Genomic DNA, 21,816 nt, shown 5'->3' on the forward strand with positions numbered 1-21,816 from the left:
ATGGAAAAGGGATACTTCAAAGATGTTGGCGTCGCCGACCATGCGTACGAAGGAATTTCCCACCCGCCGGACCTACGATCCTCTCGCTGACTCTCGGTCAGAGGGGCAGTGCACGAAAACGGGGGAGGTGTGTGCGGCATTTGGCACTGTCCTGCAGTCATTCCGCATAGGCCGAATCAAGAGAGGCAACGAAATTGCGAACTCTGATTGCAAAGTCAGGTCTGCGTCGGCGGCTTGCAATGCTGGCCGGCCTCATGGCCATCATCACCGGCGGCACTGTCCTCGCAGCCGTACCGGCATCGGCAGCCCCCTACTGCGCTTCGGGGTACCACTGCGTGTTCTTCACGTACCTCACGGGTCCGAAGCATTCGTACTTCAACAGCGACCCGAACTTCACCAACGACTACTTCACCAACGGTGCGGTCGTGAACGACAACGTCTGGGCCGCCAGCAACTCCAGCAACAGTGGCTACGAAAGCCACTACTACCGCAACATCAACTACAAACACCTTCCTGTTCTGCGTGAACCCAGGGAGCTACGTCAGTGCACTGCCCAGTGCCTTGAAGGACCAGGCCAGTTCCCTGCGGCTTCGGGGGACGACCTCCATCCATTGCTACTGACCGGGTAGTGCGGGTGGGTCCGGCGACCTCGGCGTCGCCGGGCCCACGCCCAACGGGGGAGCTGGAATTGTCTTCACGTAATGTGCAGTCAACCGTGAAACCGCGGCGTGTTGGTGTGGTCCGTATAGTCGTGGCGGCGCTCGTTCTCATATCCGGTGCCGCGGCCTGGATTCTCGCCGGCCATTCCCAGGAATCGAAGCCGGTCGCCTCCCGGTCGGCGGCCTCGCCGGCCGCCGCGGCCGAGTTGAGTGAACGGCTGCCGATCTCCGGGCTCCTCTACACCTGGACCGGCTCCGACGAACGAATCGCACGAGCACAGCAACACCTCATCACCGCGTGCATGAAGAAACAGGGCTTCGACTACGAGTCCGCCCCGATTCCGAAGGCTGCCGACGTCGCCGACGCGCGCCCGACTCCCTTCGGGCTGGAGTCCCTCGACCCGCCCGGCCCGGACAGCGACCAGACCCTGCCGCCGGAACCACACGAGAGTGCCGCGTACGTCCACGCCCTCTTCGGCGATCCCGGCAAGCGGATCTCGGCGACGGGGAAGTTCCTCAAGGTGACCCGGCCGGCGACCGGCTGCCAAGCCGATGCGGAGAAGCGGCTGCTCGGGGACGGACGCCTGCGGTGGCTGCAACTGCGGCTCCAGGTCGGCGACGGCGAGAAGGAGTCCCGGCAGCGGCTGGAGAAGGATGCCGCGTTCCGCGCGGCGAACCAGCGCTGGCAGCAGTGCATGCGTCAGGCCGGAATCAAGGTGAACGATCCGCTGCAGCTCCTGCAAGGTCTGCCCGCCGACACCGACGTCCGTACGAACCCGGCCACCCGGGCCGACGTGCACTGCAAGGCGGACACCGGCTACCTGGCCACCGCCTACACCAGGCTCGCCGCGGCGCAGCGTGCGTGGCTGGCCCGAAGCCCCAGGGTGCTCACGGACTGGAAGACACTGGCGCGGCGGCAGGACGCAGCTGCCCGCACGGTGCTGGGGAAGGCCTAGCCTGGGTCGGAGGCGACTCGCCTGTCCCGCACGGGTGAGGCGAGCACACCGACGCAGGAGGAGTGGCGATGACCAGCACCGACCGGGCCACCGAGCGAGGCGGCGACCGGGCCACCGCCCGGGACACCGACGGCGGCGACCTGCTCGCCCGGCACCGCGCCGTGCTGCCGAACTGGCAGGCGCTCTACTACGACGACCCGCTGGAGATCGTCAGCGGGCAGGGGCGCCGGCTCACCGGCGGTGACGGCCGGACCTACCTCGACTTCTTCGCCGGGATCCTGAGCAACTCCCTCGGCTACGGCGTACCCGAGATCACCGAGGCCGTCCGCCGCCAGCTCGACACCGGCGTGGTGCACACGTCCACCGCCTACCTCGGCCGGGCTCAGGTGGAGTACGCCGAACGGGTCGCGGAGCTGTCCGGGATCCCCGACGCGAAGGTGTTCTTCGTCAACTCCGGCACGGAGGCCAACGAGGCAGCACTGCTGCTCACCACCCACGCGCGGCGCAGCAACCAGGTGCTGGCGCTGCGCAACTCCTACCACGGCCGGGCGTTCGCCACGGTGGCGATCACCGGCAACCGCAGCTGGGGCACGAGCTCGCTGTCCCCGGTCCACGTGAGCTACGTGCACGGCGGCTACCGCTACCGCAGCCCGTTCCGGCACCTGTCCGACGCCGACTACATCGAGGCGTGCGTGGACGACCTGCGCGACGTCATCCTGACCACCACGGCGGGCGACGTGGCGTGCATGATCACCGAGCCGATCCAGGGCGTGGGCGGGTTCGCCACCCCACCGGACGGGCTGTACGGCGCGATGAAGCAGGTACTGGACGAGTACGGCATCCACTTCGTCACCGACGAGGTCCAGACCGGCTGGGGCCGGACCGGCGAGCACTTCTGGGGCTACCAGGCACACGGCGTGGTGCCCGACGTGCTGACGTTCGCCAAGGGTGCCGCGGGTGGGCTGGCGATCGGCGGCGTGGTCGCCCGTGCGGAGCTGATGGACGGGCTGAACGCGAGCTCGCTGTCCACGTTCGGCGGCAACCCGCTGACGATGGCCGCCGCGAACGCCACCCTGGACTACCTGCTGGCCCACGACCTGCAGGCCAACGCCGCCAAGCTCGGCGCGAAGCTGATGTCGGGACTGCGGGCCCTCGCCGACGGTACGAACATCGTCGGTGACGTGCGCGGCAAGGGACTGATGATCGGCCTGGAGCTGGTCGAGCCGGGCACCGACACGCCCAGCCCGCGGGCTGCGGGGATGGTGCTGGCGGAGTGCCGGCGCGGCGGGCTGCTGGTCGGCAAGGGCGGCCTGCACGGAAACGTGATCCGGATCGGGCCGCCGCTCACCCTCACCGAGGACGAGGCCGAGGAGGGACTCGCGATCGCCTCCGACGCGATCGGCCGGGTGTACGAAGCGCTGGTCTGACGTAACACCACGGTCATCCGATTCCGGTAACTCCTGTCCTATCGAGGACTGCGGGCCACGCGACGCTTTCCCGGTCGGCGTGCCACCTCGACAATCGGCAGATGTCCTCACCCTCCGCACACCTTCCTCGCCCGACCCGGCGACTGACCCGACGGGACGTCCTGGCGGCGATGGGTGCCGGCGCGGGTGCCTGGGCACTGGCCGGGTGCCGGCAGGGCGGCGAGCCCGGCGCGGCCGGCGCCCCCACGGAGTTCCACGGCGGCACGGCGTACCAGGTTCCGCCCAAGGGCCACTTCAACCTGATGGACGGCGTGACCGACGCCATCCTCGGTGACCACTTCTACCTCGACCTGATCCTCGCGCCGGGCGCGATGTACCGGTGGAAGGAGCAGAAGTGGGAACCGATGCTGCTGGAGAAATGGCACGTCGACGAGGCGGCCCGGACCTTCACCTGCACGCTCCGGTCCGGGCTGAAGTGGAGTGACGGCACACCGATCACCAGCAAGGACGCCCTGACCACCTTCTGGTGCCTGCGGATCATGCGGAACTCGTTGTGGGACTACCTGGACGACGTCCAGGCACCCGACGACCGGACCTTCGTACTCACCATGAAGAAGCCGTCCACGGTCGTCGAGCGGTACGTCCTGCGCCAGCACCTGCACGCGGACGCCACCTATGGTCCGTGGGCACGCCGTGCGCAGCGCCTCTTCGGGTCCGGCAAGAATCTGGACACCCCCGAGGGCAAGAAGCTGAACGAGGAGTTCCAGGCCTTCCGGCCGAAACGCGCCGTCGTCTCCGGGCCGTTCGACTACGAGTACGACACCATCACCAACGCCCAGCTGACGTTGGTGAAGAACCCCAAGGGTTACGCCGCGGACAAGGTCGCCTTCGACAGGGTGATCGTCTTCAACGGCGAGACGCCCACGATCACCCCGCTCGTGCTCGCGAAGCGGTTGGACTACGCCACCCACGGCTTCCCGGTCGCCACCGAGAGACAGCTGGTCAAGAAGGGCGTCCGGATCATCCGGCCGCCGGTCTACTCCGGTCCGGCGCTGCTGTTCAACCTGGCCCGGCTGCGGGAGTTCGCCGACCCGGCCGCCCGGCAGGCGCTCGCGCACGCGATCGACCGGGACCTCAACGGCAAGGTGTCGTTGGCAAGCTCGGGCCGGGGCGTGCGCTACCTGGCCGGATTCTCCGACAACCTCGTACCCGAGTGGATGTCGGAGGCCGACCGCGGCCGGCTGGACCCCTACGAGTTCGACCAGGACAAGGCGGCCGGTCTGCTGACCGGCGCCGGCTGGCGCCGTCAGGGCAAGCAGTGGTTGACGCCGCAGGGACGGCCAGCGGAGTACGAGATCACCTTCCCGGCGGAGTACGCCGACTGGTCGGCGTCCGGGCAGGACGCCGCCCGCCAGCTGTCGCGGTTCGGCATCAAGGTCACCCCGCGCGGGGTCACCGAGTCCCAGCAGCCGATCGACGTGGACAAGGGCAACTTCTCCCTGGCCATCCAGTCGTGGGGCACCTCGGCGCACCCACACCCGCACTTCGCGTTCGTGCAGGACCTGTTCATCCACAACATTCCGATGGCCGCGAACCAGGGCGGCCGGGGGATGGGGTTCGCGTTGCGCCAGCGTACGAAGGTGCGCGGCCAGGTGGACCTGCAGCGGCTGGTGATCCAGGCGGGTGAGGGCCTGGACGAGGCGGCACAACGGGCCACCGTCACCACCCTCGGCCTGGTGTTCAACGAGCTGTTGCCGATGATCCCGTTGTTCGAGAGGTACGGTAACAACCCTGCGCTGGAAGGGGTTCGGGTGACCGCCTGGCCACCCGACAGCGACCCGCTGCTGCAGAACTCGCCGTATGCCGACAACTTCACGATCATGTTGCTGTACGCCGGACGCCTCCGGCCCGCGAAGGGAGCACGATGAGCACGGTGAGCAAGGACTCCGGCTGGCCCCGACGCCGGATCGCCCCGGTGTCCGCCGAGGGCGGGATGGTGGCCTCGGCTCACCCACTGGTGACCAGCACCGGACTGCGGGTCCTCGCCGACGGCGGCAACGCCGTGGACGCGGCGGTGGCCTCGGCCCTGGTGGCCGCGGTGGTGATGCCGGAGATGTGCGGGCTGGGCGGAGACCTGTTCGCGCTGGTGCACGACCCGGAGGCGACCGGCCCGGGCGGCACCGTGACGTCCTTCCAGGGCAGCGGAATCTCACCCCGCGCGGCGAGCCTCGCGTCGATGCGGGAGGCCGGCGACGGCGTTCATCTGCCGGGCCGCGGCCCGCTGTCGGTGACGGTACCGGGCGCGGTGCACGGCTGGTTCACGTTGCTCGAACGCCACGGCACCCGGACGTTCGCCGACCTCGCCGGGCCCGCGATCGGCTACGCCCACGGCCATCCGGTCTCGCCGGTGCTGGTGGGTTTCATCACGAAGTTCGCGGACCTGCTGGCCGCGGCGCCGTCCTCGGCGCGGGTCTTCCTCCCCGGCGGAAGGCCACCCGTACCCGGCAGCGTGCTCGCGCAAGCCGACCTTGCGCGCACCCTGGAACTGGTCGCCGCCGGCGGCCCGGAGGTCTTCTACCAGGGCGAGATCGCCGAGCGGATCGGCGCGTTCATGGCGCAGGCCGGCGGTGCGCTGTCCGCGGCGGACTTCAAGGACCACCACACCGACGTGTCGGCTCCGCTGTCCACGACGTACCGCGGACATCGGGTGTTCCAGACCTGCCTGCCCAGCCAGGGCCTGGTGATGCTGGAGGCGCTGAACATCGCCGAACGCTTCGACCTCGCCGGCCTCGGTGCCGCCTCACCTGAACGCACCCACCTGCTGGTCGAGGCGACCAAGCTGGCGTTCGCCGACCGCTACGCCCACTGCTGCGGCGACGCGGCGTTCGGCCCCTCGCCGGTGGAGCGGCTGCTGTCGAAGGACTGGGCAGAGGAGCGGGCGAGCCTGATCGGGCGGCAGGCCCGGCACGACGTGCCCGCCGGCGCGTTCGACCCGGGCCACACCACCTACCTGTGCGTCACCGACCGCGACGGCATGATGGTGTCGTTGATCCAGTCCGTGGCCGCCAACTTCGGCAGCGGCCTGGTGGCCGGCGACACCGGCGTCGTGCTGAACAACCGCTGCCAGGCGTTCTCCCTGGACGAGGCCTCGCCCAACGTCTTCGCGCCTGGCAAGAAGCCCATGCACACGCTCAACTGCTACCTGATCGCCGACCCGCAGGGACGCATGAGCGTCGTCGGTGGCACGCCGGGCGGTGACCGCCAGCCGCAGTGGAACCTCCAGGTGATCACCGGGCTGCTCGACCACGGCCTGGACCCGCAGCAGACGGTCGAGCAGCCGCTGTGGATCAGCTCGCCGTCGGCGGGTGAGGACGGCAGGTTCACGCTGACACTGGAGGGCAGGGTCGGTTCGGAGTACGCCGCGGCGCTGGCCGAGCGCGGGCACGACGTGTCGGTGGGCGGCGACTGGAGCGCGGAGAGCGGCGCCCAGGTGATCGCCCGCGACCCGGTGACGGGGGTGCTCACCGGCGGCAGCGACCCGCGTACCGAAGGATCCGCGCTGGGCCTGTGATCCCGCCGGGCTGAGTGCCGGGCGGAGCCGCCGACGGAAATCGCCGGGTGTGTGCTGGCGTTGACGCCGACGTCAAGGTTTAGCGTCGGGGATCGAGGAGGCCAGATGCGCATCGGAGAGCTTGCCGAACGAACCGGCACGACCACGCGGGCGTTGCGTTACTACGAGTCGCAGGGGCTGCTTGCCGCCCGGCGTACGTCGAACGGCTACCGCGACTACGGTGACACCGACCGGCGGATCGTCGAGGAGATCCGTTCCCTGCTGGCGATCGGGTTCTCGCTGGAGGAGACCCGGCCGTTCGTGGAGTGCCTGCGGTCCGGGCACGAGGCCGGTGACGTGTGCCCCAACTCCGTGCAGGTCTACCGCGCCAAGCTCGCCGAGATCGACGACTGTCTCACCCGGCTGGGTGCGGTGCGCGACCAGATCCAGGCACAGCTCGCGACCGCGCTGCAGCGTACGGCCTCCGACCTGACCGACCCCACCGTTGGAGACCCGACATGCTGCTGAACGACAACCCCTCCCGTACGTCTCGTACGTCTCGCACGGCCGGCGCGGAACTCGAGGCGGTCACCGACGCGACCTTCGCCGACCGGGTACTCGGCAGCGACCTGCCGGTGTTGGTGGAGTTCTGGGCCCCGTGGTGCGGGCCGTGCCGGATGCTCGGCCCGGTGCTGGAGCAGATCGCGGGGGAGCACGCCGACCGCCTCCGGGTGGTCAAGATCAACCACGACGAGAACCCGCAGACCGGCATGGCCACCCGGGTGATGGCCGTACCGACGATGCAGGTCTACCGAGACGGCGAGCTGGTGAAGTCGCTGGTCGGTGCCCGTTCGAAGGCGCGGCTGCTCAGCGAGCTGGAGGACGTGCTGTCGCCCGCCTGAGAGGGGGCCCGGCCTCAGGTGTCGAGGGTCAGGCGCAGGCGGCGTTCCACGACCTGCTCGGCGACGTCGTTGAGGTGTTCGCCGTGTTCGTAGGCGTAGGCACGCAGCAGGTCGATGGCCTGCTCGTTGGGGATGTCGAGCTGGCCGGAGACCATCCCGATCGCGAGGTGGACCTGGTCGTGCCGTAGTTGGGACAGCTCGTAGAGGTCGGGCATCCCCTCGGTCTGCTGCTGGCGGAGTTGGTAGTTGAACAGCACGATCGCCACCGCGTCAGCGACCAGAAGTGCCTCGACGACCTCCAGCAACGGCCCGTGACGGGTGCGATGGAAGTCCAGCACGCCCATGCTGTGCATGCCGATCCGCAGAGGGAGGGCGAAGATCGCGCGCACTCCCATGGCTGCGATCTCGCGGGTGAACATCGGCCAGCGGACAGTCGCCTCCGCGGTCTGCAGGTCGGGCACCAGGACCGGTTGGTTGTCGACGAACGCGGACACGCACGGACCCTCGCCCAGCCGGTACTGCAGTTCCTCGATCCCTGCTCCTACCTCGTTGCTTGCGCCCAGCAGAGTGCGGCCCCCGGCGATGTCGAGGTTCATCAGGGACACTCCGACGCCGTCGACCGGCAGGGTCTCCACGACCGCGTCACAGATGCGCCGGGGCAGCTCGGCGACCCGGGCGACGTCGGCCACGATCGCGGCCAGCTCGTCAATGAGTCGCAGGCGGTCCAGTGGCATGTGTCACCTGCTTCGTCATCTGCCTCGATTGTCGGGTGAGCCTGCCCTTGGGTGCCGGGCCCCGCGCCGTGCGTCATCCGGGTGGGTCGGCCTCGGCGACGGCGATCCGCCCCTCGACGAGGGCGGTGGCCAGATCGGTGAGACGCCGGCCGGATTCCCGTGCCCGCCGGCGCAACACCGCGTACGCCTCGGAGATGTCGTAGCCGCCCGCCTGGGCGACCATTCCCGTCGCCTGTTCGATGATCACGCGTTGGTTGAGCACCGCCAGCCGCTGCTCGACCGGCAGCTCCGGACGACGCAGGGTGCGCTCGTGCACGATGGCGATCGTCGCCAGGTCGGCCAGCGCCTGGCCGACTCGGCTCTCGTAGTGGGACAGCGGCACGGGTTGTTCGCTGAGCAGGTTCAGTGCCCCGATCAGGTCATGGTGCAGCCGCATGGGCATGGCCGCGATTCCCCGGAAACCGGCGGCCGTGGCCCGGCGGGCGAACTCCGGCCATCGGCTCGCGCCAGGTCCGCTCAGATCGAGGGTGTTCATCGGCTCGCCGGTGCGGTAGCACTCCAGACAGGGACCGTTGTTGGTCTGCAGTTGCAGCAGTTCCAGAAGGTGCATCTGCTCGCTGGAGGAGGCGATGATGCCCAGGGCCCCCCACTGGTCGGCCAGCATCACCCCGGCCGCCTGCACCGGCAGGAGATCTACGCATATCGCCGTCACCCGGCTGAGCAGTTCGATCGGGTCGTAGTCGTTGACCAGTGACTCGGTGAGGTCCGCGAACTCCACCGGGAAGGCACTTTCGTCGCGCGTGGGTATGGTCGTCATGTTGATCACCGTCAGGCCAGGTCGGTGTCGTGGCCGTTGTGGCCGTCGTCGTCGTTGCCGTCGTCGTTGCCGCGGTCGTTGCCGCGCCCGTTGTCGCGGTCGGTTTGCTCGTGGCCGGTCGGGCGGTCCGTGGGGCCGGTGTTGGGCTCGAGCGTCAGCCTGCGTGCCACCACGTCGCGAGCCACGTCGATCAGGGGCCGATCCTGGGCGAAGGCGTGTGCTCGCAGCCGCGCCAGCGCCGTCGCCACCGGGACGCCCAACTGGACGGCGACCATCCCCGTGGCCTGGTGCACCTCCGCCCGGGCCAGCCCACCGCCGATCAGGTCCTCCAGAAGCTCCGGAGGGGCCTGCCGCCCGCTGACGGCGGGATTGAGCACCGCCCAGGTCGCCGCGTCCGCGGCCCGCAGAGCCATCGTCACCTCTTCCCGGGACAACGGCCCGTGCTCCAGGCGATACAGGTCCAGAATGCCCAGCCTGGCGCCGCCGATCCGCATCGGCAGCGCGTACAGCGCCCGTGCACTGGTGGCGCGAGCGCCGTCGGCGAACCCCGGCCAGCGGGTGTCGGCGGTGTCGGCGATGTCCGACACCAGCACGGGGTGGCCGAGCGTGTGGGCATCCAGGCAGGGCCCCTCGGCGAGGTTGAACTGCAGCTCGTCCAGGCGCGTGGCGATCTCGTCGGTCGCACAGATCGGCTCCTGCCGATCCGGATCGCTGATCAACGTCACCGCCGCGCCGTCGGCCAGCGACGAGGCCACCACGGCCTCGCAGATCCGCAGTGGCGCCTGCGGCCCACCGCTCGCCACGAGCCTGCTGAGCTCGTGGGCCAAACCTTCGTACTTGGCCATCCTCTTCCCCCGACGACTCGCCGAGAGCATCGCCGGTTCACATCGGTCCGACAGAAACTCTACGACGACTCCGGCAGGGCAAACAGGGCAACAGGGCCTTACCGAACGGGCAGAGGGCCTGCGGTGGGAGCAAGGGACGTGCTCGGCACCTGTCCAGCCCGGGTTGACAGTGGCCGGGCGTCGGCGCTCTACGCTGAGCCGGGTGACGAGGTGGGTGCTGCGCTGCCGGGAGCTAGCGGCCATGGTGGACGCCGAGCAGGCGTTCCGGGCCCTCTTCGGCGCCAGCCGCCGGGCGTACTGGCTGGACAGCTCCATGGTCGGCGGCCCCGCGAGGTACTCCGTACTCGGTGAATGTGCCGGCCCGTACGCCGACGTACTCACCGAACGCGTCCGGTCGCAGTCGGACTCGGTGGACTCGGTGGACTCGGTCTACGACCGGCTCGAAGGCCGGCTCGCCGCCCGACGGGTCGACGTACCTCCGGGCCTGCCCGCCGAACTCGCCTGCGGCTACGTCGGCTACTTCGGCTACGAGTTGAGGGCGCACGACGGCGCGCCCTCACCGCACCGGTCCGAGCTGCCGGACGCGTACTGGCTGGCGGCGACTCGATACCTGGCCCTCGACCAGGTGGCCGGACGCGCCTGGGTTGTCGAGCTCGGCACCGCGGACACGCCCACCTCCTGGCTGGACGCCGCGGCCGCCACCCTCGCGGACCTGCCCCCGAACGTCCCGCACAGCGACTGCCCGACCCCTGAGCCGGAGCCGGAGCCCGATCCCTGGCTGGCCCGCCCACGCGAGACCTACCTGCGCGACGTACGCCACTGCCTGGACCGGTTGCGGGCCGGCGACAGCTACGAGGTCTGCCTCACCAACACCGTGGAGGTGCCCTTCGCGGGTGGGGCGATCGAGGCGTTCGAGGCGTACTGCCGGCTGCGCCGCCGCAACCCCGCGCCGTACGCCGCCTATCTCCGCCTGGACGACCTGCACGTCCTGTCCGCGTCGCCGGAACGCTTCCTGCGGGTGGACGCGCGGGGGTACGCCGAGTCCCGGCCGATCAAGGGCACCGCACCCCGCGGCGACGATCCGGCGGCCGACGACCTCGTCCGCAAGGAGCTGTCGTCGAGCACCAAGGCGCAGGCGGAGAACCTGATGATCGTGGACCTCGTCCGCAACGACCTGGGCCGGGTGTGCGAGCCGGGAAGCATCAGCGTGCCGGAGTTCTGCTCGGTGGAGTCCTACGCCACCGTCCACCAGCTCGTCTCCACGGTGCGGGGCCGGCTGCGGGCCGACGTGACCGCGGTGCGCGCCGCCCGGGCCTGTTTCCCGCCCGGCTCGATGACCGGTGCGCCGAAGCTGTCCACGATGCGCATCCTCGACCGGCTGGAGACCCGGGCGCGCGGCATCTACTCCGGCGCGCTCGGCCACTTCGGGCTGGCGGGCACGGCCGACCTGAGCGTGGTGATCCGGACCGCCGTGATCCACCGCGGACGGCTCACCGTCGGGGCGGGCGGGGCGATCGTGCTGGACTCGGACCCGGCGGACGAATGGGACGAGATGCTGGTGAAGGCCGCCGTTCCGCTGCGCGCACTGGTCGTACCCCCTTGTGACGAGTGAGCGGATCCGTCCCCGCGTTCACACGGATTTCACACTCGCGCCCGGCTCCGTCATCTGGCCGCAACATCGCACTCCCGCCGCCGAAACACGCCCCGGCAAGTCTTGCCGCATCCTCGTGAGCTCACGCAGTGGGCGGCGCCGTCGCCGCCCGCCGGCCCCGGTCGGCCGAGCTCCCGAAGCCCCCCAGCTCAAGCTTCGGACCTCCACAGGAGGAGACGCGATGCCCCAGCTCAGTGCCGGCGACACCGCCTGGGTGTTGGCCAGTGCCGCACTTGTACTACTGATGACACCCGGACTGGCGCTGTTCTACGGCGGCATGGTCCGGGCCAAGGGCGTGCTCAACATGCTCATGATGAACTTCGCCGCGATCGGCGTCGTGAGCATTCTCTGGGTGCTCTACGGCTACTCGCTGGCGTTCTCCAAGGACGTCGGCGGGGGACTGATCGGCGGGCTCGGCGACTTCGGACTCGAAGGCCTGATCGGCGAGAAGTCCTTGTCCGGCACGATTCCGACGACGGTGTTCGTCGCGTTCCAGGCGATGTTCGCCATCATCACGGTGGCGCTGATCTCGGGTGCGATCGCCGACCGTACGAAGTTCAGCGCGTGGATCGTGTTCATCGTCGCGTGGGCGACCATCGTCTACTTCCCGGTCGCGCACTGGGTCTTCTTCTTCGACGACGGCAACGGCGGCTGGATCGCCGACAAGCTCAAGGCGCTCGACTTCGCCGGCGGCACCGCAGTCCACATCAACGCCGGCGCGGCCGGTCTCGCACTGGCACTCGTACTCGGTCGCCGGGTCGGCTGGCGCAGGGACCCGATGCGGCCGCACAACCTTCCGCTGGTCCTGCTGGGGGCGGGCCTGCTGTGGTTCGGGTGGTTCGGCTTCAACGCGGGTTCGGCCCTGTCGGCCAACGGCACCGCCGGTGTGGCGTTCATCAACACCCAGGTCGCGACGGCGGCCGCCCTGCTCGCCTGGATCCTGGTGGAGAAGATCCGGGACGGCAAGGCCACCACTCTCGGCGCGGCGTCCGGCGCGGTCGCCGGCCTGGTGGCGATCACCCCGGCGTGCGCGTCGGTCACCCCGCTGGGCGCGATCCTGGTCGGCCTGGCCGCGGGTGTGCTGTGTGCGCTGGCCGTCGGGCTGAAGACGAAGTTCGGTTTCGACGACTCCCTGGACGTGGTGGGTGTCCACCTCGTCGGCGGCCTGGCGGGCACGCTGATCATCGGCTTCATCGCCTCCGCGGCGGCGCCGGCCGGGGTGAACGGCCTGTTCTACGGGGGCGGGTTCGACCAGCTGTGGCGCCAGACGGTCGCCGCAGTGGCGGTCCTCGGGTACTCCTTCGTGCTGACGTACGTGATCGGCAAGGTCATCGACAAGACGATGGGCTTCCGGATCAGTGAGGATGACGAGGTGAGCGGCATCGACCTCACCGAGCACGCGGAGACCGCGTACGACTTCAGCACCATCGGTGGCGGTTCGCGCACCCACGGGCTCGCCCGGAGCACGGCGATCCGGACCGAACCCGGCGCGCACGGCGTCGCCTCGCGCGAGCCGGTTTCGGAGTCGGCGTCGGCTTCCGAGACCGCACCGGAGGCGACCTCCGAGCCGGCCACGGAGGAGCCGGGTCAGGGTCCTGAGGACGGGCCGGCGGACGCGCCGGCGGAGCAGAAGGAAGGGAGCTGGACCCGATGAAGCTGGTGACCGCCGTCATCAAGCCACACCGGTTGGACGAGGTACGCGCAGCGCTGGAGACGTTCGGGGTCTCCGGCATGACGGTCACCGAGGCGAGCGGTTACGGCCGCCAGAAGGGACACACCGAGGTCTACCGGGGCGCGGAGTACGAAGTGGACCTGGTGCCCAAGGTCCGGGTCGAGATCGTGGTCGACGACGCCGACGTGGACGACATCGTGGACGTCGTGGCCAAGAGCGCACACACCGGCAAGATCGGGGACGGCAAGGTGTGGGTCGTCCCGGTGGAGACCGTGGTGCGGGTACGAACGGGCGAACACGGGCCGGAGGCGCTGTAGCCGGCCATGCCCCTCACGCCCGCGTCCTCGCTGGCGCCATCGGCCCGCGAGCGGCTGACCCAGGTCGGCCGCTCGCGGGCCGAGCGCACCCGGGCGGCCGACGAGCGGCTGCGGTCACTGCTCGCCGACGCCTTCGCCGACCTCGGCACCCCGCCCACCGCCGGCGGGGTGTCGGTCGTCGCCCTCGGCGGCTACGGCCGGGAGGAGCTCTCCGCCGCCAGTGACCTCGACGTCCTCCTGCTGTACGACGACCGCTGTCCCGACGTCGCCGCGGTGGCCGAACGCCTGTGGTACCCGCTGTGGGACGACCGGGTCGCCCTCGACCACAGCGTGCGCACCATCGCCGAGACCTCCGAGGCGGCCGCCGGCGACCTGCGCACCGCCCTGTCCCTGCTGGACGCCCGGCACGTGGCCGGCGACGCGGCGCTGACAATCCAGCTGCGGACCACGTTGCTCGCCGGGTGGCGGCGGACGGCGCCGCGCCGGCTTCCGGAGCTGGAGCGAAGCTGCCGCGACCGCGCCGCCCGGGTCGGGGAGATCGCCGCCCTGCTGGAGCCGGATCTGAAGGAGGCGCGCGGCGGCCTGCGCGACGGCGTCGTCATGCGGGCACTGGCCGCCACCTGGCTGGTCGACGTACCGCAGGCGAACATCGCCCGGCTGCGCACGGGCCTGCTCGACGTACGCGACGTACTCCACGAGGTCTCCGGCAGACGGCCCACCGACCGGCTGCGTGCGGACCTGCAGGCCGAGGTGGCGGCCGGGTGCGGCCTGCCGGACCGGGACGCGCTGCTTCGGTACGTGTACCACCTGGGCCGCACGATGAGCCACACCGCCGACATCGCCTGGCGTCGCGCCGGCCGCGCCCTCGCCGGACGATCGGTACGGCGCGGCAGCCGTACCCGCCCACGTCCCGGTCCGGCCCTCACTCCGCTGGCGCCCGGTGTGGCCGCCGTCGACGGCGAGGTCGTGCTGGCACCCGAGGCACGTCTGGGCACCGACCCGCTGCTGCCGCTGCGGGCGGCCTACGCGGCGGCCGACCACGGGCTACTGCTGGCGCCGCACACCGCCGACCGGCTGGGGAGCACCCCCGGCACGCTGCCGACGCCGTGGCCCGCGGAGGCGCGCCGGTTGTTCACCGCGCTGCTCGGCGCCGGTTCGGACCTGCTCACCGTGTGGGAGACCTGCGACCAGGCCGGGCTGGTGGGCGACCTGGTGCCGGAGTGGGACCGGGTGCGGTGCGCGCCGCAGTACTCCCCGGTGCACCGGCACACCGTCGACCGCCACCTGCTCGACACCTGCGTGGAGGCGTCCCGGCTGGTGCGCCGGGTTTACCGGCCGGACCTGCTGCTGGTCGGCGCGCTGCTGCACGACCTCGGCAAGGGCGAGCGCGGCGGCCGCGACGAGGGCACCGGCCGCCCGACACGCGACCACAGCGTGACCGGAGCCGAGATCGCCGCCCGGCTGGCGCCGCGGTGGGGGTTCGACCAGGCCGACACCGCGACCCTCGTGCTGCTGGTCCGCCACCACCTGCTGCTCGCCGACACCGCCACCCGCCGCGACCTCGACGACCCGACCACGATCCGCCAGGTCGCCGCCGTGGTCGCGGATGCGGACACCCTCGACCTGCTGGCCGCCCTGACCGAGGCGGACGCACGTGCCACCGGATCGGCGGCGTGGACGCAGTGGCGGGCGGCGCTCGTCGGCCGGCTCGTCGGTCACGTACGCCGCCACCTCGAACGCGGCCAGGTACCCGCGCCGGGTCCGCTCGCCCAGTGGCAGCGGGCGCTCGCCCGGAAACAGGTGCCCGGCGTCGTGGTCGAGCCGCCCGAGGTCGACGGGGAGCCGTTCCGGATCACCGTCGTCGCGCCCGGCCGGGTGGGGTCGCTGGCCACCGTCGCGGGCGTACTCGCGCTGGCCCGGCTGTCGGTGCGTTCGGCGTCCGTCCACACCGAGATCCACGCCGAGGGCGACGTGGGGGTGTCGATCTGGACGGTCGCGGGGGAGCCGCCCGACCCGGCGGTGCTGCGCGAACGCCTGGACGCCGCGCTGTCCGGCCGCGACCGGGTGGCCCCGCGGGTGGCCCGGATGGACGCCTCGCACGCCGCGCACGCCGCGCGCACGGCCCCGGGTGCCACCGCCCCGGCCGACGTGCGGGTCGAGCCCGGCGCGTCGGCCGCCGCCACGGTGCTGGAGGTACGCGCCCACGACCGGCCCGGGTTGTTCCACCAGATCTGCGCGGCGGTGGCCGCCACCGGCTGCTCGGTCCGGTCGGCGCACGTGAGCACCTGGGCGGACAACGCGGTGGACGTCTTCTACCTGACCCGGCCCCAGGGCGGGCCGCTGGACGAGGGCGTGGCGGCGAAGGTGGCCGAGTCGGTACGCACGGCGCTGGATACGGGGGCTGGGTGACAGGTGCACGACACGGTGACACAGTGGGGACGACCCACCGAAACCGGGTGAGCCGGGCCAGATCGACGCCAAACCTCCGGCGCCGCCGACCGCGGCCCACCGGACGGCTACCCTGGCCAGGACCCCACCACGTCTAACGAGGACCAGACTGCCACCGTGTTCGCCACCCTTCAGGATCGCCTCGAGGCGACGTTCAAGCGGCTCCGCGGCAAGGGCCGGCTCACCGACGACGACATCGACACCAGCGCGCGGGAGATCCGGATCGCCCTGCTGGAGGCCGACGTCGCGCTGCCGGTCGTGCGTGCCTTCATCGCGCAGCTCAAGGAGCGGGCGCGGGGATCCGCGGTCCACCAGGCCCTCAACCCGGCCGAGCAGGTCATCAAGATCGTCAACGAGGAGCTCATCGAGATCCTCGGCGGCGACACCCGCCGGCTGCGGTTCGCCAAGAACCCGCCGACCGTCATCATGCTGGCCGGTCTGCAGGGCGCTGGTAAGACCACGCTGGCCGGCAAGCTCGGTCTCTGGCTGAAGGGTCAGGGCCACCAGCCGTTGCTGGTCGCTGCCGACCTGCAACGTCCCAACGCCGTCGAGCAGCTGCAGGTCGTCGGCCAGCGGGCCGGGGTCGCGGTGTTCGCACCCGAGCCCGGCAGCGGCGTGGGCGACCCGGTCGACGTCGCGCGGCGCAGCATCGAGCACGCCCGCAGCAAGCTCTACGACGTGGTGATCGTGGACACCGCGGGCCGGCTCGGCATCGACGCGGAGATGATGCAGCAGGCCGCCGACATCCGCGACGCGGTGTCGCCCGACGAGATCCTGTTCGTCGTCGACGCGATGATCGGCCAGGACGCCGTCACCACGGCCGAGTCGTTCCGCGACGGTGTGGGCTTCGACGGCGTGGTGCTGTCCAAGCTCGACGGCGACGCCCGCGGTGGCGCGGCCCTCTCGGTCCGGCACGTGACCGGCCGGCCGGTGATGTTCGCCTCCAACGGCGAGAAGCTCGACGAGTTCGACGTCTTCCACCCCGACCGGATGGCCTCCCGCATCCTCGGGATGGGTGACGTACTCACCCTCATCGAGACCGCCGAGAAGGCCTTCGACGAGGAGCAGGCAGCCCGGGTCGCGGACAAGCTCAAGACCGAGCGCGGCTTCACCCTCGAGGACTTCCTCGCCCAGATGCAGGCCGTCCGCAAGATGGGCTCGCTGTCGAAGATCCTCGGCATGCTTCCCGGCCTCGGCGACGTCCGTAACCAGGTCGAACAGATCGACGACCGGGAACTGGACCGGATCGAGGCGATCATCCGTTCGATGACGCCGGCCGAGCGGGACGACCCCAAGCTGATCAACGGCTCCCGGCGGCTGCGGATCTCCAACGGTTCGGGCACCACGGTCTCCGACGTCAACCTGCTGGTGGAGCGGTTCCTCGAGGCCCGCAAGATGATGAGCCAGCTCAGCCAGGGCAAGGGCGTCCCGGGGATGCCCAACATCCCGGGCATGGGCGGCGCCATGGGTGGCGGCAGCCGCAAGGGCAAGAAGGGCAAGAAGGGCAAGGCCAACCAGCGCGCCGGCGGACGCTCCGGCAACCCGGCCAAGCGGGCGCGGCAGGCCGCCGCCGACGCGGTGGCCGCGAGCGAGCAGGGCGAGGAGCAGGGCGGGATCCCGGCCGCGTTCGGCGGCAACGGCCTGCCCGACCTCAACTCTCCGACCGACGTCCCGGAGGGCTTCGAGCTACCGAAGGAGCTGCGCGACCTGTTGCCGAAAGACGGCAAGTGACCGCCACAGGTCGTGAGGGTGCGCTGCGGGTACGCGGTGTCGTCCTGCCTGAGGGCGAGCACCGCGACCTGTACGTCGTCGGCGGCCGGATCAGCCACACGCCGGTGCCGGACGCCGACCTGATCGGCGAGGGCTACGTCGTACCCGGGCTGGTCGACGCCCACTGCCACGTCGGCCTGGACGCCGACGGCGCCGTGCCGCGGCCGGTGCAGGAGCAGCAGGCGGTCGCCGACCGCGACGCCGGCACGCTGCTGATCCGGGACGCCGGCAGCGCAGCCGACACCCGCTGGATCGACGACCGCGACGACCTGCCCCGCATCATCCGGGCCGGGCGGCACATCGCCCGCACAAAGCGCTACATCCGCAACTACGGCGCCGAGATCGAGCCGCTGGAACTCGTCGACACCGTGGCCGAGCAGGCCGCGCGCGGCGACGGCTGGGTCAAGCTCGTCGGCGACTGGATCGACCGGGGCGTGGGCGACCTCTCGCCCTGCTGGCCCGGCGACGCGCTGGCCGCCGGGATCGCGAAGGCGCACGAACTCGGAGCCCGGGTGACCGCGCACGTGTTCGGCGAGGACGCGCTGCCCGACCTGCTCGCCGCCGGGATCGACTGCCTCGAACACGGCACCGGGCTGACCGACGACCTCATCGGCGAGATGGCACGGCGCCAGGTGGCGCTGGTGCCGACCCGGCGGCAGATCGACAACTTCCCGGAGTACGCCGCCCAGGGCGAGGCGAGGTTCCCGGCGTACGCCCGGCACATGCGCGACCTGCACGCCCGGGTCGACGGCACGCTGCGGGCCGCCTACGAGGCCGGGGTGCCGATCTACGCCGGCACCGACGCGGGTGGCGTACTCCCGCACGGACTGGTGGCGACCGAGATCCGGATGCTCGCCGAGTGCGCCGGCATGTCGCCGTATGACGCACTGGCGGCGGGCTCGTGGCAGGCCCGGGAGTGGCTCGGCCGGCCGGCTCGGCTGGAGGAGGGCGCTCCCGCCGACTTCGTGGTGTACGCCGACGACCCGGTGGCCGACCTGAGCACGCTGGCCGCTCCCGTCCGGGTGGTCCTGCGCGGCCGGGTGGTGGCATAGGGGCTCCGAGGTACGGAAACGTCCGGTTCGCCCCCGTTCGCGCCGTCGCGATCCCTCGTAGTTCCGCCCGGTGCACCCGTGTGGGCCACGCACTCCGTCCCGTCTGGCACAATGGTCGGCCGAGTCCGTCTGTCGCGTAGCCCTCTCACCTCCGCGGCCGGCCGGCTCCCTTCGAGAGGTCGGTTCCGCACCCCACGCGGCGCCGCCCGATCACCCTTTCGTCCACACAGGGAGACTCCACACTCGTGGCCGTCAAGATCAGGCTGAAGCGCATGGGCAAGATCCGTGCGCCCTACTACCGCATCGTCGTGGCCGACTCGCGTGTCAAGCGCGACGGAAAGACGATCGAGCAGATCGGCAAGTACCACCCCAAGAGCGACCCCAGCTTCATCGAGGTCGACTCCGAGCGTGCACAGCACTGGTTGTCCGTGGGGGCGCAGCCGTCCGAGCCGGTCCTCGCGATCCTGAAGCGCACCGGCGACTGGCAGAAGTTCAAGGGCGAGCCCGCCCCGGAGCCGCTGAAGATGCCGGCGCCCAAGGCCGACAAGCGCGTGCTGTTCGACGACGCGTTGCGCGACGCGCACTCCGAGCCGCAGGGCGAGGCCGTCAGCAAGAAGTCCGCGGCCCGCAAGCCCAAGGCCGAGGACAAGCCCGCCGACCAGGCCGAGGCCACCGGCGAGTCCGCCGGCACCGAGGCCGCGCAGGGCGAGAGCGAGGCCTGATCCATGCTGGTCGAGGCGCTGGAGCACGTCGTCCGCGGCATTGTCGCTCACCCCGATGACGTCCGGGTGAGCACGCGGGAGCTTCGGCGCGGTCGCACGTTCGAGGTCCGCGTTCATCCGGAGGACTTCGGCCGGGTGATCGGACGCCGCGGCCGCACCGCGCAGGCCATCCGCACGGTGGTCGGCGCTCTCGACAAGGGCCGCAGCCCGCGCATCGACTTCGTAGAGGTCGGCGCGCGCGGCGGCCGCGGCCGCTGACCAGACAGCAACGCGTGGGGCCGGCAGCGTCCCGTTCGGTTCGGCCGAACGCGGCGCCGCCGGCCCTTCGTACGTCCTGACCGCTCGCGTCCGCGTCCCGCTCTTCCCGCCCCCTCGGAGGCTGTCCTGATGGAGTTGCTCGTCGGCCGGATCGGCCGTGCCCACGGGCTCCGTGGCGAGGTCGCCGTGACCGTGCGCACCGACGCGCCGGAGGAGCGGTTCGTGCCCGGCGCGTCCTTCGCCACCGGCAGCGGACAGCTTCGGATCGACGCGGTGCGCTGGAGCAGCGGCCGGCTGCTGGTCTGCTTCGACGGCGTACGCGACCGGACCGCCGCCGAGCGCCTCCGCGGGACCGACCTGGTGGCCGAGGTGCCCGAGGACGAACGACCCGAGGACCCCGACGAGTTCTACGACCACCAGTTGGTCGGGCTCGCCGCCGTGACCGTCGCCGGGGAGGCCGTGGGGGAGGTGACCGAGGTCGTGCACCTGCCGATGCAGGATCTGCTCGCCGTACGCACGCCGGACGGGGGCGAGGTGCTCGTGCCGTTCGTCGCCGCGATCGTGCCGGAGGTCGACCTCGAGCACGGGCGGCTGATCGTCGACCCGCCGCCGGGACTCCTCGGGGACGTCAAGGACGACGCCGTGCCCGACGAGGGGCCGGAGGGTCCCCGGTGAGGCTGGACGTCGTCTCGATCTTCCCCGACTACCTCGCCCCGCTGCGGCTGTCGCTGGTGGGCAAGGCGGTCGACAGCGGAATCCTCGACCTGCGTGTACACGACCTGCGCGACTGGACGCACGACCGCCACCGCACCGTCGACGACACTCCCTACGGCGGCGGCGCCGGCATGGTGATGCGGCCCGAGCCGTGGGGTGAGGCGCTGGACACCCTGGCGCCGCCCGGCGGTGCCCAGCCGCGGTTCGTCGTACCCACCCCGGCCGGCAGGCCGTTCACCCAGGACCTCGCCGCCGAACTCGCCGCCGAGCCGTGGCTGGTGTTCGGCTGCGGGCGGTACGAGGGGATCGACCAGCGGGTCGTGGAGTACGCCGGCAGCCGGATGCGGGTCGATGAGGTCTCTCTCGGCGACTACGTTCTCGCCGGCGGTGAGGTGGCGGTCCTGGTGATCGTCGAGGCGGTCGCCCGGCTGCTGCCGGGGGTGCTCGGCAACCCCGAGTCGCTCACCGAGGAGTCCCACAGCGCGGGGCTGCTGGAGTACCCCGTCTACACCAAGCCGGCGACCTGGCGTGAGCGGGAGGTCCCGCCCGTGCTGCTGTCCGGCCATCACGGCCAGATCGCCCGCTGGCGCCGGGACGAGGCGCTGCGACGCACGGCGCGGCGCCGCCCCGACCTGCTGCACCGGCTGCCCGCGGAGGAGCTCGACGCCCAGGACCGGCGCGTCCTCGCCGAGGGAGACGAGTCGGGCTGAACCTCGGCCGACGCCCGGCCGACACAGACCCGGACCGTCACAAGCCGGGCGAACCGGCTCCGGCTTTCCGGGTCGCCGTGGGTGTTCCCAGCTCGGTATGCCACACTTGGCCGCTGGCTGCCCACTGCGGGTCCAGCCGACAAGCGTTCCTGCCACAGGGGGAGCGCCGGGCACTCGCCCGATCGCGTCACCACGTACAGACCATCTACCGATGGTGACCTGTTGGCACCACGAGGAGAAGACATGAGTTCGCTCGATGCCGTCGACGCCGCGTCCCTGCGCTCCGACGTTCCCGAGTTCCAGGCCGGCGACACGCTGAAGGTGCACGTCAAGGTCGTCGAAGGTAACCGGACCCGGGTCCAGGTCTTCCAGGGCGTCTGCCTCAAGCGCGTCGGTGCCGGGCTCAAGGAGACCTTCACCGTCCGCAAGGTGAGCTTCGGCGTCGGGGTGGAGCGCACGTTCCCCCTGCACACCCCGATCATCGAGAAGATCGAGGTCGCCACCCGCGGCGACGTGCGGCGCGCGAAGCTGTACTACGTGCGTGGCCTGCGCGGCAAGGCCGCGAAGATCAAGGAGAAGCGCGAGTCCACCGCTGCTCACTGAGCCTCGCCG

General features: G+C 71.1%; 21 protein-coding genes. 18 read left to right on the forward strand and 3 right to left on the reverse strand.

Annotated elements, in window-relative coordinates:
- The first annotated feature begins 254 nt into the window (after window positions 1-254).
- From F4554_RS09900 to trxA, 7 genes are all read left to right on the forward strand, one after another.
- Window positions 255-629, forward strand: coding sequence for a hypothetical protein (locus tag F4554_RS09900; protein WP_179787109.1), 375 nt, complete (start codon window positions 255-257; stop codon window positions 627-629).
- A gap of 122 nt (window positions 630-751) precedes the next feature.
- Window positions 752-1,615: a hypothetical protein gene (locus F4554_RS09905; RefSeq protein ID WP_179787110.1), complete on the forward strand. Its 864-nt coding sequence runs from the start codon at window positions 752-754 to the stop codon at window positions 1,613-1,615.
- 68 nt (window positions 1,616-1,683) lie between these two features.
- Entirely contained in the window at window positions 1,684-3,042 is a 1,359-nt protein-coding gene (locus tag F4554_RS09910) for an aspartate aminotransferase family protein (RefSeq protein WP_179787111.1), read from the forward strand.
- Between the two features lie 101 nt (window positions 3,043-3,143).
- Window positions 3,144-4,970, forward strand: coding sequence for an ABC transporter substrate-binding protein (locus F4554_RS09915; RefSeq protein WP_202889231.1), 1,827 nt, complete (start codon window positions 3,144-3,146; stop codon window positions 4,968-4,970).
- Entirely contained in the window at window positions 4,967-6,613 is a 1,647-nt protein-coding gene (ggt, locus tag F4554_RS09920) for a gamma-glutamyltransferase (protein WP_179787112.1), read from the forward strand. The genes F4554_RS09915 and ggt overlap by 4 nt, the downstream gene beginning before the upstream one ends.
- 105 nt (window positions 6,614-6,718) lie before the next feature.
- Complete coding sequence (locus F4554_RS09925; RefSeq protein WP_179787113.1) at window positions 6,719-7,120, forward strand: MerR family transcriptional regulator; 402 nt, start codon at window positions 6,719-6,721, stop codon at window positions 7,118-7,120.
- Window positions 7,111-7,494 carry a thioredoxin gene (trxA, locus tag F4554_RS09930; RefSeq protein WP_179787114.1) on the forward strand — a complete coding sequence of 128 codons (384 nt, stop codon included), beginning with the start codon at window positions 7,111-7,113 and terminating at the stop codon, window positions 7,492-7,494. The genes F4554_RS09925 and trxA overlap by 10 nt, the downstream gene beginning before the upstream one ends.
- A gap of 14 nt (window positions 7,495-7,508) precedes the next feature.
- Here the strand turns inward: trxA and F4554_RS09935 are convergent, their stop codons facing one another.
- From F4554_RS09935 to F4554_RS09945, 3 genes are all read right to left on the reverse strand, one after another.
- Window positions 7,509-8,228, reverse strand: a complete 720-nt coding sequence (locus F4554_RS09935) for a GAF and ANTAR domain-containing protein (RefSeq protein ID WP_179787115.1) — start codon at window positions 8,226-8,228, stop codon at window positions 7,509-7,511.
- A 73-nt stretch (window positions 8,229-8,301) separates the two neighbouring features.
- Window positions 8,302-9,045 (reverse strand): GAF and ANTAR domain-containing protein, encoded by a 744-nt coding sequence (locus F4554_RS09940; RefSeq protein ID WP_179787116.1) that lies wholly within the window; start codon window positions 9,043-9,045, stop codon window positions 8,302-8,304.
- Window positions 9,046-9,056: 11 nt separating this feature from the next.
- Window positions 9,057-9,890, reverse strand: a complete 834-nt coding sequence (locus tag F4554_RS09945) for a GAF and ANTAR domain-containing protein (RefSeq protein WP_179787117.1) — start codon at window positions 9,888-9,890, stop codon at window positions 9,057-9,059.
- Window positions 9,891-10,092: 202 nt separating this feature from the next.
- Here F4554_RS09945 and pabB point away from each other — a divergent pair, with 202 nt between their 5' ends.
- The 11 genes from pabB to rplS all read left to right on the forward strand — a co-directional run bounded on the left by pabB (window position 10,093) and on the right by rplS (window position 21,807).
- A complete protein-coding gene (gene pabB, locus F4554_RS09950; protein WP_179787118.1) occupies window positions 10,093-11,502 on the forward strand; it encodes an aminodeoxychorismate synthase component I in 1,410 nt (469 codons plus the stop codon).
- Window positions 11,503-11,722: 220 nt separating this feature from the next.
- Window positions 11,723-13,195 carry an ammonium transporter gene (locus F4554_RS09955; RefSeq protein WP_238341256.1) on the forward strand — a complete coding sequence of 491 codons (1,473 nt, stop codon included), beginning with the start codon at window positions 11,723-11,725 and terminating at the stop codon, window positions 13,193-13,195.
- Window positions 13,192-13,530 carry a P-II family nitrogen regulator gene (locus F4554_RS09960; RefSeq protein ID WP_092883188.1) on the forward strand — a complete coding sequence of 113 codons (339 nt, stop codon included), beginning with the start codon at window positions 13,192-13,194 and terminating at the stop codon, window positions 13,528-13,530. Before F4554_RS09955 ends, F4554_RS09960 begins: the two co-directional genes overlap by 4 nt.
- Before the next feature lie 6 nt (window positions 13,531-13,536).
- Window positions 13,537-15,939, forward strand: coding sequence for a [protein-PII] uridylyltransferase (locus F4554_RS09965; protein WP_179787119.1), 2,403 nt, complete (start codon window positions 13,537-13,539; stop codon window positions 15,937-15,939).
- 156 nt (window positions 15,940-16,095) lie between these two features.
- Window positions 16,096-17,709, forward strand: a complete 1,614-nt coding sequence (ffh, locus tag F4554_RS09970) for a signal recognition particle protein (protein WP_179787120.1) — start codon at window positions 16,096-16,098, stop codon at window positions 17,707-17,709.
- Window positions 17,706-18,800 carry an amidohydrolase family protein gene (locus F4554_RS09975; protein ID WP_179787121.1) on the forward strand — a complete coding sequence of 365 codons (1,095 nt, stop codon included), beginning with the start codon at window positions 17,706-17,708 and terminating at the stop codon, window positions 18,798-18,800. The genes ffh and F4554_RS09975 overlap by 4 nt, the downstream gene beginning before the upstream one ends.
- 245 nt (window positions 18,801-19,045) lie before the next feature.
- Window positions 19,046-19,522, forward strand: a complete 477-nt coding sequence (rpsP, locus tag F4554_RS09980) for a 30S ribosomal protein S16 (RefSeq protein WP_179787122.1) — start codon at window positions 19,046-19,048, stop codon at window positions 19,520-19,522.
- 3 nt (window positions 19,523-19,525) lie between these two features.
- Window positions 19,526-19,780 (forward strand): RNA-binding protein, encoded by a 255-nt coding sequence (locus F4554_RS09985; protein ID WP_092656180.1) that lies wholly within the window; start codon window positions 19,526-19,528, stop codon window positions 19,778-19,780.
- 129 nt (window positions 19,781-19,909) lie between these two features.
- Window positions 19,910-20,455: a ribosome maturation factor RimM gene (gene rimM, locus F4554_RS09990; RefSeq protein ID WP_179787123.1), complete on the forward strand. Its 546-nt coding sequence runs from the start codon at window positions 19,910-19,912 to the stop codon at window positions 20,453-20,455.
- Window positions 20,452-21,204 (forward strand): tRNA (guanosine(37)-N1)-methyltransferase TrmD, encoded by a 753-nt coding sequence (gene trmD, locus F4554_RS09995; RefSeq protein ID WP_179787124.1) that lies wholly within the window; start codon window positions 20,452-20,454, stop codon window positions 21,202-21,204. The genes rimM and trmD overlap by 4 nt, the downstream gene beginning before the upstream one ends.
- A 243-nt stretch (window positions 21,205-21,447) precedes the next feature.
- Window positions 21,448-21,807: a 50S ribosomal protein L19 gene (gene rplS / locus F4554_RS10000; RefSeq protein ID WP_179787125.1), complete on the forward strand. Its 360-nt coding sequence runs from the start codon at window positions 21,448-21,450 to the stop codon at window positions 21,805-21,807.
- The last annotated feature ends 9 nt before the right edge of the window (window positions 21,808-21,816 follow it).

The sequence above is a fragment of the Actinopolymorpha rutila genome (assembly GCF_013407855.1).
In the GTDB taxonomy this organism is placed as follows: Bacteria; Actinomycetota; Actinomycetes; order Propionibacteriales; family Actinopolymorphaceae; genus Actinopolymorpha; species Actinopolymorpha rutila.